Here is a 12,246-nt window from a genome sequence, read left to right on the forward strand (position 1 = left end):
CCGCAGTCCGGCTCCACGAGGCCGAACCGCCGCCCGAAATTCCAAACCAGACACAAGAACTCACGAATACGGGCGATATTCCCGCAATCCCGCTCTCATCCGCGCTCTGCTGCAATTACACAACAGGCCCCTTGTGGGAGAAGGTGGCCGAGCGAAGCTCGGTCGGATGAGGGGTGCTCCAGGGAACGCCACCGTCTCACTCCGCTGGAGCACCCCTCAACCGTCTCGGCGCTGCGCGCCGATCCACCTTCTCCCACAGGGGGAGAAGGAAAAAAGGCGCTACTTCCCCGGCCGCCCTGTCTTGCCTGGCCGGCGCTTTTCGCGACGGGCGTCGCCTGGATCCTCGTAAGAGCCGATGCCGGCGCGCTGGCGGACGATTGGTTTGCCGTCGCGTTCTTGCGCGCCCCCCTCTGTCCTGCCGGACATCTCCCCCACGAGGGGGGAGATTGGCTGGGGCTTGGCCGGTACTTTTCCCTCGACCGGCTTTTCCGTGCGTCGCACCGTCATCTCGTCCAGCGAATTCTTCTTGAACAGCGGTTTGGTGGCGTCGCCTGGAATGCCAAAGTCGGAGCCATGCGCTTCTTCCGCCGACTGTTTCTTGAACAGCGAGCGCGACTCGGCACCGGCCGGCGTCGGCATGTCGGTGCCGGGACCCATGTCGTCGATTGAGGGTTTGGAAAACAGCGGCTTCTTCACGGGCACGGCGCCGTCGGCGCCCATCTCGTCAAGGGCCGGCTTGCGGAAGAGGTTGGACCGGGCAGCCCTGGCGGCCTCTTCGGCGGCACGGGCTTCGTCGAGCTTGCGGAAACGYTCCTGTTCCTCTGAAGTACGGTGTTTGGCCACGCCCTTGTTGTGCTTGCCCTTTTCGCGGCCCGAAACCGGGCTTTCCATRTCGGCRTATTTGGCCAGCGGRTCTTCGGAGATGGASAGTTCCATCTCGCGCAGGCGCTTGATCTCGTCGCGGATGCGSGCYGCCTTCTCGAAATCGAGATTGGCGGCGGCGTCGCGCATCTGTTTCTCCATCGCGTCGAGATGGGCCTTGAGGTTGTTGCCCATCATGGCGCCGGCGCTGTCGGTGAACTGCGAGATGTCGGCGCGGACATGGTCCTTCTCGTAGACCGAGTCCAGAATGTCGGAGATGCGCGACTTGACCGATTCCGGCGTGATGCCGTTGGCGGCGTTCCACTCCATCTGCTTTTCGCGGCGGCGGCTGGTTTCGGCCATCGCCCGTTCCATCGAGCCGGTGACCTGGTCGGCATAGAGGATGACCTTGCCGTCGACATTGCGGGCGGCACGGCCAATGGTCTGGATCAGCGACGTCTCCGAGCGCAAAAAGCCTTCCTTGTCGGCGTCGAGAATGGCGACGAAGCCGCATTCGGGAATGTCGAGCCCTTCGCGCAACAGGTTGATGCCGACCAGCACGTCGAAAGCGCCGAGGCGCAGATCGCGCAGGATTTCGATGCGCTCCAGCGTGTCGATGTCGGAGTGCATGTAGCGCACGCGCACGCCCTGYTCGTGCAGRTATTCGGTCAGGTCCTCGGCCATGCGCTTGGTCAGCACGGTGACCAGCGTGCGGTAGCCGGCCTTGGTGGTGTCGCGGATCTCGCCGACGACATCGTCGACCTGGCTCTTCGCCGGGCGCACCTCGACCGGCGGGTCGATCAGGCCGGTAGGGCGGATGACCTGTTCGGCGAAGACACCGCCGGCCTGTTCCATTTCCCAGCCGCCGGGGGTCGCCGAGACGGCGACGGAGAGCGGACGCATGGCGTCCCATTCCTCGAAGCGTAGCGGCCGGTTGTCCATGCAGGAGGGCAGGCGGAAGCCGTACTCGGCCAGCGTCGCCTTGCGCCTGAAGTCGCCGCGATACATGCCGCCGATCTGCGGCACGGTGACGTGGCTTTCGTCGATGAAGACCAGCGCATTGTCGGGAATGTATTCGAACAAGGTCGGCGGCGGATCGCCGGGCTGGCGCCCGGTCAGATAGCGCGAATAGTTCTCGATGCCGGCGCAGGAGCCGGTGGCTTCCAGCATCTCCAGATCGAAGCGGCAGCGCTGTTCCAGCCGCTGAGCTTCCAGCAGGCGGCCGGCGCGCTCCAGTTCGACCAAGCGGTGCTTGAGCTCTTCCTTGATCGACTTGATCGCCTGGTTCAGCGTCGGGCGCGGCGTCACATAGTGCGAATTGGCGTAGATCTTGACGCTTTTCAGTTCGCCGGTCTTCTGGCCGGTGAGCGGGTCGAACTCGGTGATCTGTTCGATCTCGTCGCCGAACATCGAGATGCGCCAGGCGCGGTCTTCCAGGTGGGCCGGAAATATCTCGATCGTGTCGCCGCGCACGCGGAACGAACCGCGGACGAAATTGATGTCCTGGCGCTTGTATTGCTGGGCGACGAGGTCGGCGAGCAGCGCGCGCTGGTCGAGCCGGTCGCCGATCTGCATCTGGAAGGTCATCGCCGTATAGGTCTCGACCGAGCCGATACCGTAGATGCAGGACACCGAGGCGACGATGATGACGTCGTCGCGCTCGAGCAGCGAGCGCGTCGCCGAATGGCGCATGCGGTCGATCTGYTCGTTGATCGAGGATTCCTTCTCGATGAAGGTGTCGGTGCGCGGRACGTAGGCTTCCGGCTGGTAATARTCGTAGTAGGAGACGAAATACTCGACGGCGTTGTCSGGGAAGAATTTCTTGAACTCGGAATAGAGCTGCGCGGCAAGCGTCTTGTTGGGCGCCAGGATCAAGGCAGGGCGCTGCGTTTCCTCGATCACCTTGGCCATGGTGAAGGTTTTGCCCGAGCCAGTGACGCCGAGCAGCACCTGGGTGCGGTCGTTGTTATCGACGCCTTCGACCAGATCCTTGATGGCAGTCGGCTGGTCGCCGGCCGGCTCGAAGTCCGACACCATCTTGATGGCGATGCCGCCTTCGGATTTTTCCGGCCGGGCAGGGCGGTGCGGCGTCCACAGCACGCCATCCTTGTGCAGCGGATTGCCGGATTCGATCAGTGCCGAGAGAGCCGCGACCGTGGCGGTGACGCTGCTCGAGGCCATTGTCTCGGCGTCTTCCAGCGAGATATCGAGGCCTGCGACCGGATTGAGGCCGGCCGCTGTCCGCTCCCTGGCCGTTGCCGCGCCACCCATCGAAGTGCCGCGCGAACTGCGACCCGGAGCGGCGGAGCGCTCAGGAATCTTCTTCGACGGTTTTGGCGATTTGCCGCCGTCGCCCTTGCCGGTCTGGCGGCCTTCCTTCTCGGCYTCCTGCTCGATCTGCTCGGCCCAGTCGGCGATCGAGCCGGTCAGCGGCGTGCCCGACAGTTCAGGCTGCGGCATCTCGGCGAAGCCACCTCTGTGCAGCGGCTCCGAGGCGTCGAGGAAATCGGTCAGCGGGCTGCGCCGCTTCGGTGCGGCGCGTTCGTCATTCGCCGTCGGCGGCGTTCTCTTGTCGGGGGATTTGGCCATGTTCCGAATATGGTGAGTCTTGGCCAAAATGGAAAGAGAGGGATGAGGCGACGCGCATGCCCGGATGCGGCTCCTGACAGAAGGCTGTCAGGAGGAAGTCAGGTATCAGGGGATGCCTGCCTGTCGCAGTCAGGCGCCGCGTGCGTTGTCGGTCGCCACCTGGGTCGGCGATCCATTCAGGCGCGGCACGACGACGAGGCGGGTGACCTTGCCCTTCTTGAAGGCGGCCAGGAAGCGGGCATAGTCCCGGAAGACGACGCAGCCATTGGATTCGGCGCGGCCGCCGCGCAGCATGTAGGTGTGGGCAAGCAGGCCGTCGCGGTTGTACTTGTTGCCGCCGCCGACGGGGGTCAGGCGCAGGGCCTCGACGCCATGGAAGCGCGATTCACGCAGCGACAGATTGTAGGTGTTGGGCGGCGTCGGCCCACGATCCTTCACATGGACATAGCGCGGCTGGTCGACCATGGCGCCGAGGCCGGAATGCGCCTCGAGCCGCTGGCCGTCCGGCATGTAGACGGTCTTGGCGCTAATGTCATAGACGGCGACGCCGTGGCCGGCTCCGCTTCCGGGGTTCGGTCCGTTGAACAGGTTCCTGAACGCCTGGCCAAGGCCGCCCGAGGGCGTGTCCGGCTTGGCATAGGCCAGCACATCGCCGCCATCGCGGCCTTGCCGGGTCGGCTGCCTGGCTTGCTGGACCGGCTTTGCCTGTGGCGCCGGCTTCTGCTGGGCGATCTTGGGTTGGGTGATCTTGGGCTGCGGCGCCGGCTTGTCCTGCTCCACGGCCTTGGGTTGCGGCGCATCGTATTGCGGCCGACGGGTCGGCAGCGGCACGTCGTCGGTGAGCGCATCCGGCAGCGACGCTGCGTCGCCGGGCTGTTGCTGCTGGGTCTCGACAGGTGCAACCGCGACATCGGCCGAGGATTCGGTCATCGGCAGCGGCGAGGCGAAGGCCTCGTCCTCGACCGGCATCGACTCGACGAGGGCCAGCGCCAGTTGCGCATTGTCAGGCGTCTGCGACTGGGCAAAGCCCTGCGGCGCCGGCGCGGTCTGGACCACGGTATCGGCACGGGCGAAACGCTCTGCCGCAGGGGCAGGCATGTCGTTGGACAGGCTGGCCATGACCTGGACAGACGGTACCAGCGACGCCTCGGTGATCTGCGCGCCGATGCTGGAAATCACGGGGCGCGCGTCGGCCACGGCAAGAGGCTTGCCGGCGGAAACAGGCTTGCCGGCGCCGGCAAAGGCAGCGGCGAGCTTGGTTGGCGACAGCGACGCTTCCATGCGTTCGAAGCGCTCCTGCGCCTTCGACTCTAGGATTCGCTGTTCCGGCTTCGCATGTGCAACGAGGCGCGCGGATTTTTCCGCCAGCGGGCTCACACTGGCCAGCTTGAAGCAGCTGGCGCCGCATTGCACGGCATGGTCATGCAGCGCCTGCGCCCCGCCATGGGCATTGGCCAGCACGAATGGCGCTGAGGATCTGAGGAAATGCTGCTTCAGCGGATCGGCCATCGCCAGTGAGCCCGGCATGGCCAGCGTCTGCGGCAGGCCGCCGCTCGACGTCGCCGACAGCGAAGCGCCGACGGAGCTGAGGCCAGCCATGGTGCCGATCAGCCACAGGCCGACAGCGGCGCTTGCACCGGGTACCGCTACCCAGCGGACGATCCGTTTCGGATTGAAGGAAGGGGCACGCTGCGCATCGACGAACTCGCCGCCTTCGCGTTGGTCCCAGATTATCTTTTGTTTACTCGACAACGCCATGCAACCAATCTTGCTCCAATCGGTTTTCCCCGTACGTGGCCTTGTCAGCCGCGACGACCATTCTGTGAGTGATCCCAGGTGGTCCCCGACGCGTTTGCCGCGTCTGTCGTTGGTTGCCGATTGTTTCAAAATATGGACAAATTTGGTTAATCAATCCCTCTCAAAACCAACGACGATATGCGGATTTGGGCCAAATGAGGCTTTGTCCACGAGCAGGAAAGTGGTGTTGTTGCCCTTCCGTCGCAGTTTTGCTGCCTGTTTTTGACGGCCGAGTCAAGCAAAACAGGCCTTGCTAATTTAAAGCAAAGGCGCTGCAGCGAGCCCTGCGGCAATGCGGCGCGCCAGTCCACGGTGCTGAAAAAGCCGATGGCATCGGCAAAACTGTTGCCCGTTTGCAACATTTTTCCGGCCCGGACACCTGCCTCCCGACGGCCATTGACTCGTTTTGGGAGGCGGTGCAATCCCGTTGAAGGGCTTGGTTTTGGGGTGGCAAAGGCCACTTTTGGAGGCTTTTTCCATGAGGCGTCGGGATTTCTTGACGCTGTCGGCGGGTGCGGCGGCGTTCTCCATTCTTCCGGCCACCGTCAGGGCTGCCTTGCCGGTGGCCTATGACCGCAACGCCGAAGTGCCGTTCAAGGACAAGAAGTCGTTCATCGACTGGATGGTGGCCAATCGCGGCGAGGATCCGAAGTTGCTGGCCGAGCGATTCGATCGCTTCCAGATCATGGTCTACAACAAGGATGTGCTGGACGACCGCAACAAGCGCGCCTTCCTTTCGACGCCGCGTGAAGAATTCGTTCTGCCGCAGAATCTGGGGCGCGCCTACGACCATGCCTTCCTTGATATCGGCTATGGCGTGACCATTTCCGGCCCGCATCTGGTCGGACGCATGACGACGGCCATTGACGTGCAGTTCGGCGAGGCCGTGCTCGAGGTCGGCACCGGTTCGGGCTACCAGTCGGCCTATCTCGCCAACCTCACCGACAAGGTGCACACGATCGAGATCATCAATCCGCTGGCGCAGCGCACGCGGCGCACCTATGACGCGCTGATCGATCGCGGCTACAGCGTGTTCGGCTCGGTCACCAGCCGCAACGCCGACGGCTATTATGGCTGGGAAAGCGTCGGCCCATTCGACAAGATCATCGTCACCTGCGGCATCGACCACATACCGCCGTCGCTGCTGCAGCAGCTCAAGCCCAATGGCGTGATGGTCATTCCGGTCGGCCCACCGGGCGCCCAGCATGTGCTCAAGGTGATCAAGCAGCAACTCGCCGACGGCACCTTCAACATCGTCCGATCGGACATCTACAATGGCAAGGTGGTGCCGTTCGTGCCGTTCACCAAGCTCGAAGGCGACCAGATCGTCGGCACGCACAACGGTTGAGTTGCCGCATCAAGGGGCCTGAATGACGGCTGTCGTATCGACCTCTCGACCAAGCATCGCCTCGCTGGAGGCACCGCGGCTCGCGCACTATCTCGCCGTCGGGCTGATCGCCGGCGCCATCATCGCGCTGCAGATCGCGGTCATGCGGGTGTTCGCTGTCGGCAGCTGGTCGCATTTCGGCTCGCTGGTGGTCAGCCTCGCCATGCTCGGCTTCTCGCTGTCCAGCGTCGTCATCTTCGCCGGCAAGGGCTGGTTCGACCGCCACTGGCAAGGTGCGGCCACCGCGGCCTTGCTGCTGATCGGTCCGCTCGCCGTCGGCGCCAACCTTGTCGCCCAGACGGTGCCGTTCAACGCCATCTTCCTGGTCTCCGACCCAGAGCAGAAATGGCGGCTGCTGGCCAATTTCCTGCTCTATCTCCTGCCGTTCCTCGCCGGCGCGTTCTTTCTCGGCATTGTCTTCCTGAAAAGCCGCACCGCCTTCGGCCGTGTCTATTTCGCCGATCTCACCGGCTCGGGGCTGGCCGGCCTCGTCGTGCTGGTGTCGCTCTATCTGTTCGCACCGGAAACCATCATCGTCGTGCCGCTGCTGCTCTGGGTCGCCGGCTCGCTGCTGTGGTTCTTCGCCTTCGGCGCGTGGAAGAGCGTTGTCGCCGGCGTGGCCGTGGCGGCGCTATCGGTCGCCGGCTACCTCATGCTGCCAGGCTGGCTCGGCATCCCGGACATCGCCGTGTCGCAGTACAAGGGCGTCGCCTACGCCCGCAACTTTCCGGACGGCAAGCGCATTTACCGCAGCGTTTCGCCGTTCGGCGATTTGCAGGTCTATGCCAGCTCCTACATGCATTTCGCGCCGGGCCTGAGCGACAATGCCGCCTTCGGCATGCCCGAAGTGCCGGCCAACACCTATGTCGGCATGTATCGTGACGGCGACGGGCCGGAAGGCATCATGCGCAATCTGGCGCCGGCCGAGCAGGTCTATTTCCGCTATCTGCCGATGCACTATCCCTATGTCATCAAGGACAAGCCGAAAACGTTTGTCGTGCAGTTTGGCGGCGGCATCTCCACGCAGGCCGCACTCAATGCCGGTTCGACCTCGGTCACCGTCGCCGAGAGCAATCCGATGACATTGCGGGCGTTCCGCGATCCGGTGCTGAAAGATGTCACCGGTGATATCCTGGCTGAGCCGCGGCTCAAGGTGATCGACTATGACGGGCGCCTGTTCCTTGCCAACACGACGGAGCGCTACGACGTCATCGACCTCAGCCTTGCCGACAGCGTCGGCCTGTCCAATCCGGGCGGCTTCGCCATCTCCGAAAAGTACGCCTACACGCATGAGGCGATGCTGAGCTACATGCACGCGCTGGCCGATGGCGGCGTGCTGTCGGTGACCTTGTGGAACAAGGAAGAGCCGCCGAAGTCGGTGCTGAAGCTCTATTCGACGATCGCCGAGGCGGCGAAAACCTTCGACCCGCAAGGCGCTGCCAACGACATCTTCGCCGTGTCGAGTTACCTGTCGACCACGACCGTGCTGTTCAAGCGCGGCGGCTTCAGCGAGGCCGAAATCAAGACGCTGCGCGACTACACCAAGTCGATGTCCTGGGAAGAGGTCTATTATCCAGGAATGGTCTATGACGGTTCGGGCGCGCAAAAGGTACTCGATGATTACCGCGCGTCGATCTTCGGCAGCGGACAGGATGCGACGCTGACGCAGCCCGCGGCCGATGCGCCTGCCGACCCGACCACGCCTGGAAATCCCGATTGCGACCCGACGGCGCCGGCCGATCCGACGCTCGATGCCTGTGCAGGTGCCGGCGGCGATGCCGGCCCACAAGTGTTGCCGGCGACGGAACTGCAGCGCATGAGCTGGCACGCGCTTTTGACCGGCGGCTGGGAAAAACTCGCCGGCGATTACGTCTTCGACGCGCGGGCGCTCAGCAACGACCAGCCCTATTTCGCCGCCTATGTGAAGGTCGCCGACCTGCCGCGCACGCTCGACCGGCTCGATTTGTTCCAGGACGATTGGGGCTATCTGCTGATCTGGGCGACGCTCGGCATCGCCTGCATCACGGCGGCATCGCTGGTGCTGCTGCCGGTCCTCTTCGGCTGGCGCATCGTGTTCTCGCGCTCCCGTGGCAAGCTCGGCACCATCCTCTATTTCGCTTGTCTCGGCCTCGGCTACATCATGGTCGAGGTCGGGCTGATCAGCCGCTTTACCGTGGCCCTGGCCAATCCGACGGTGTCGGCCTCGGTGCTGATTTCGTCGATGCTGGTGTTTTCCGGCCTCGGCAGCCTGTTTGCCGAACGCATCTTCGACCGCGCCAGGACGCTGCTGCCGGTCGTGCTGCTGGCGGTCTGCGTGCTGCTTCTGGCCTATGGCTTCTACCTGTCGCCGGTGCTCGACTGGATTGGCGCCTATCCCTATGCGGTGCGGCTGCTGCTCTGCTTCCTGTTGGTGTCGCCGCCGGCCTTCCTGATGGGCATGCCGATGGCCACCGCCATGACCTGGCTGGCGCGGCTGGGCAAGGAGCATCTGTTCGTCTGGGCCTGGGGCATCAATGGCTGTTTCTCGGTGATCGGCTCGGCCGCGGTGCCGATCGTCGCCACCAGCTTTGGCTTAAGCGCCGTGCTGCAATGGTCGGCGATCGCCTATCTCATCGCCATCCCGGCCTTTTTTGCTGTGCTGTTGCCGTCGAGGGCACCTGATATGCGGCTGGTACCGGCCTGATGGTTGACCGTCGCGCCATCGTTGCCGGATTGCTGGCCACGGCGGCGTTTCCGGTGGCGAGCCAGGGGGCGCGCTTGCACAAGGCGATATCGACCATCGTGCCGTTCAAGGCGTCACCCTTTCCCTACCGGGGCAAGCTGCCCGATGGCTCCGCGCCGTTCCTCGACGTTACTGCGGCGGATGGAAGGCACGGCCACACCTCGCCGCGCGGCGGCATCTATTGGGAGGACGAGACCTATTCCGACCGCTCGACGCTGCTGGCGGTGCCGAAAGGGTTCGATCCGGCCAAGCCGGCGGTCATCGTGGTGTTCTTCCACGGCAATGGCGCAACCTTGCAGCGCGATGTGGTCGGCCGCCAGCGGGTCGTCGCGCAGGTCGAGGCCTCCGGCGTCAACGCCGTGCTGGTGGCGCCGCAATTCGCCAGCAATGCTCAGGATTCCAGCGCCGGTAATTTCTGGACGCCGGGCTTCTTTGCCGGGTTCATGGCCGAGGCGGCGCAAGGGCTGGCGAAGCTGATCGGCGCCAAGGCGGCAAAATTCGACGCCATGCCGGTGGTGTTGGTCGCTTATAGCGGCGGCTACAACCCGGCCGCCTCCATTCTCAGGAATGGTGACATCGGCGGCCGCCTGCTCGGCGTCATCCTGCTCGACGCCGTCTTCGACGAAGCCGACATTTTTGCGACCTGGATCGTGCAGCACAGGAAGAGTTTCTTTGTCAGCACCTATGGCAAATCCTCGGCCTCCGGCAATGGCGAGATCCGGCAGTTGCTGGCGGGCCAGGGCATCAACGCCAGTTCCGACCCGCCGCGCCGCCTCGAAGCTGGCACCATCGCCTTCCTCGCCTCTGACGCCGCCCATGATACGTTCGTCACGCGAGCTTTTGTCGGCAATCCGCTGCAGTGGCTGCTGGCGCGCGTGCATGGCTTTCCCCGTTAGAACATGTTTGCATTGGCGCGATTGATGGGCAGCGTCCTAAGCTAGATTGTTTCGTACGAGAAAAACTCACGAGGCTGAGTGATGGTTGCGGTGGTCGGAGATCGAACGTCCTTTGCGATCGAAAGTGCAATCACGCAGGCATTTCCCAACCTTGCGCAACGCGCGTTGGGATACTTCGTCATTCACATACAAGGGAAGGCGTATGGCGTTCAGGAACCTGATGCCTCGATGTTGGGCTGCTCCTTCGACGCGGTAAATGATCGTCTGCGGCGACGCGGATCGCATCAAGTTCCGTTTCTATCGACCATAGACGCGTCGCTGATTGCCGAGGCGTATCTTGATGCCTGGTATAGGCAAACCGCTCGCGTTGATTATTTCGGGCTGCCGGCTGCTGATTTCACCGAAATTCTCTATGGGAACGCGATCGTATGGGCTCCGGATGGTGATGAGGCATTCGATGACGGCAGCCATATTCTCCAATTCGACGTCGGCAACAAGGTTCGCCTCATCGCTTTCGCACATGCGGAATCTCCCGAGGATGTCGGCGGCACGGTTGTGGAGGAATGGCTCGACGACGAGGTTTTCTACAGCGTTCTCTCTCGTTGGAGCGAGCAGTTCGCTGCCGAGTGGGCGAATAAATCAAGTGAAAATAGTGCGGCCTCGGTATCGGACTGATTGATGGACGTGGCGTTGACCTGACACGGATTCACTGAGGCAAGGCGCCATCAACTCCGATATCGGCAATGGCAGCCAGTTCTGCGGCGACCGCGGCGGCTCGGCGCGCCTTTGGACCATGTTCAGGCCAGACGAAACGGCGCTTGATGGTCAGTGCCGGCACGTCGCGGGCGATCTCGACGAGATGGCCGGGCTCGAGATGGCGCCGCAGCACCAGTTCGCTGGCCAGCAAGGCGCCCATGCCGGCAATCGCCGCTTGTGCCGCGACGATCGTCAGGCCGAAACGTGGACCCTGGTCGATACCTTTCGGCTGGCGGCCTGCGGCGGCGAACCAGTCGCGCCAGGCGGGATAGACATCGTCGCCCATCGTCGGGTCGATGTGCAGCAGCGGCATGCTGTCCATCACTTCGGCCGCATCGGGCCTGGCATGGCCGCGAACCAAGGCCGGCGCACAGGCCGGGATAACCCGTTCGGTGAAGAGGTCGAGCGATGCGAGGTCCGGGGCGGCACCCCTGCGATAGCTGATGGCAAGGTCGACACCTTCCTCCAGCATGGCGTCGAGTGCGACCGAGGCGACGATGCGGATTTCGAGTTTGCCCAGCGCCGTCCGCACCCGGCTGAGCCGGGGTGCGAGCCAAAGCGAGGCGAAGGAGGGATCGGCCGAAATGGTGAAGGTTTCGGCTCTACGCTCGAAACGCAGCCGGCGCATGCCGGAGGCCAGTGCGTCGAAGCCGCGGTCGATGTCGGGCAAGGCGGCCTCGGCGGCGCGGGTGAGCACAATGCCATTGCCCTCGCGTCGGACCAGCTTGACGCCGAGCCGCTCTTCCAACTGGCGGATCTGATGGCCGATGGCCCCGGGCGTGACGCCCAATTCCTCGGCGGCGCGCGTCAGGCTGCCGGCCCTGGCGGCAGCCACCAGCGCTCGTAAACCGGAAAGCGGCAAGTCCCTCAACGTCGTCATGTTTTGAATTTACCTCAAAACTTGGGGAAAGAAACTCGTTTGAATATGGACTATTCGGTGCCCTAGGCTGGTCGAATAAATTCAACCGCAGGGGATGCCAGATGCTCGACACGCCAAAGCATGCAAGCCAGCCAAGCGACGCTGCCTTACAAGCGGTGCCGATCCGCGCAATGCGCGCTGAGGGCGGTCGCGTCGCAGTCGAGTTGGCGGACGGCCGCTCGGCAAGGTTCTCGACGCGCTGGCTGCGGCTGGCCTGCGAATGCGAGCAGTGTGGCGATACCGCCTCAGGCAAGAGGTGGCTGACGCCGGCCGATGTCGATAAGGCCATCCATGCCGAAAGCTTCGACGTCTCCACGCC

9 protein-coding genes are annotated in these 12,246 nt (G+C 63.7%); 5 read left to right on the top strand and 4 right to left on the bottom strand.

Annotated elements, in window-relative coordinates; translation table 11 throughout:
- Positions 1–279: 279 nt before the first annotated feature.
- The 3 genes from uvrB to AC1DX0_RS21595 form a co-directional block, all read right to left on the bottom strand.
- Positions 280–3,450 (bottom strand): excinuclease ABC subunit UvrB, encoded by a 3,171-nt coding sequence (gene uvrB, locus AC1DX0_RS21585; RefSeq protein ID WP_477223574.1) that lies wholly within the window; start codon positions 3,448–3,450, stop codon positions 280–282.
- Positions 3,451–3,579: 129 nt separating this feature from the next.
- Complete coding sequence (locus tag AC1DX0_RS21590; RefSeq protein ID WP_477223573.1) at positions 3,580–5,208, bottom strand: tlde1 domain-containing protein; 1,629 nt, start codon at positions 5,206–5,208, stop codon at positions 3,580–3,582.
- 146 nt (positions 5,209–5,354) lie between these two features.
- Complete coding sequence (locus tag AC1DX0_RS21595; protein WP_477223572.1) at positions 5,355–5,708, bottom strand: hypothetical protein; 354 nt, start codon at positions 5,706–5,708, stop codon at positions 5,355–5,357.
- A gap of 17 nt (positions 5,709–5,725) precedes the next feature.
- Between AC1DX0_RS21595 and AC1DX0_RS21600 the strand changes: the two genes are divergently transcribed.
- The 4 genes from AC1DX0_RS21600 to AC1DX0_RS21615 all read left to right on the top strand — a co-directional run bounded on the left by AC1DX0_RS21600 (position 5,726) and on the right by AC1DX0_RS21615 (position 10,927).
- Positions 5,726–6,595: a protein-L-isoaspartate O-methyltransferase family protein gene (locus AC1DX0_RS21600; RefSeq protein WP_477223571.1), complete on the top strand. Its 870-nt coding sequence runs from the start codon at positions 5,726–5,728 to the stop codon at positions 6,593–6,595.
- Between the two features lie 22 nt (positions 6,596–6,617).
- Positions 6,618–9,317, top strand: a complete 2,700-nt coding sequence (locus tag AC1DX0_RS21605; protein ID WP_477223570.1) for a spermidine synthase family protein — start codon at positions 6,618–6,620, stop codon at positions 9,315–9,317.
- Entirely contained in the window at positions 9,317–10,252 is a 936-nt protein-coding gene (locus AC1DX0_RS21610) for a hypothetical protein (RefSeq protein WP_477223569.1), read from the top strand. The genes AC1DX0_RS21605 and AC1DX0_RS21610 overlap by 1 nt, the downstream gene beginning before the upstream one ends.
- An 81-nt stretch (positions 10,253–10,333) precedes the next feature.
- Entirely contained in the window at positions 10,334–10,927 is a 594-nt protein-coding gene (locus AC1DX0_RS21615) for an Imm42 family immunity protein (protein WP_477223568.1), read from the top strand.
- A gap of 31 nt (positions 10,928–10,958) precedes the next feature.
- On the opposite strand, the gene AC1DX0_RS21620 is transcribed toward AC1DX0_RS21615, so the two are convergent.
- Entirely contained in the window at positions 10,959–11,888 is a 930-nt protein-coding gene (locus AC1DX0_RS21620) for a LysR substrate-binding domain-containing protein (RefSeq protein ID WP_477223567.1), read from the bottom strand.
- A 101-nt stretch (positions 11,889–11,989) separates the two neighbouring features.
- Here AC1DX0_RS21620 and AC1DX0_RS21625 point away from each other — a divergent pair.
- A partial coding sequence (locus AC1DX0_RS21625; RefSeq protein ID WP_477356792.1) for a gamma-butyrobetaine hydroxylase-like domain-containing protein occupies positions 11,990–12,246 on the top strand: 257 nt, incomplete at its 3' end.

Source organism: Mesorhizobium sp. P3_A9 (assembly GCF_056402975.1).

Coding starts and splice junctions, on each gene's coding strand:
- AC1DX0_RS21590 (WP_477223573.1), bottom strand. CDS start 5,208: ATGGCGTTGTCGAGTAAACAAAAGATAATCTGGGACCAACGCGAAGGC.
- AC1DX0_RS21600 (WP_477223571.1), top strand. CDS start 5,726: ATGAGGCGTCGGGATTTCTTGACGCTGTCGGCGGGTGCGGCGGCGTTC.
- AC1DX0_RS21605 (WP_477223570.1), top strand. CDS start 6,618: ATGACGGCTGTCGTATCGACCTCTCGACCAAGCATCGCCTCGCTGGAG.
- AC1DX0_RS21610 (WP_477223569.1), top strand. CDS start 9,317: ATGGTTGACCGTCGCGCCATCGTTGCCGGATTGCTGGCCACGGCGGCG.
- AC1DX0_RS21615 (WP_477223568.1), top strand. CDS start 10,334: ATGGTTGCGGTGGTCGGAGATCGAACGTCCTTTGCGATCGAAAGTGCA.
- AC1DX0_RS21620 (WP_477223567.1), bottom strand. CDS start 11,888: ATGACGACGTTGAGGGACTTGCCGCTTTCCGGTTTACGAGCGCTGGTG.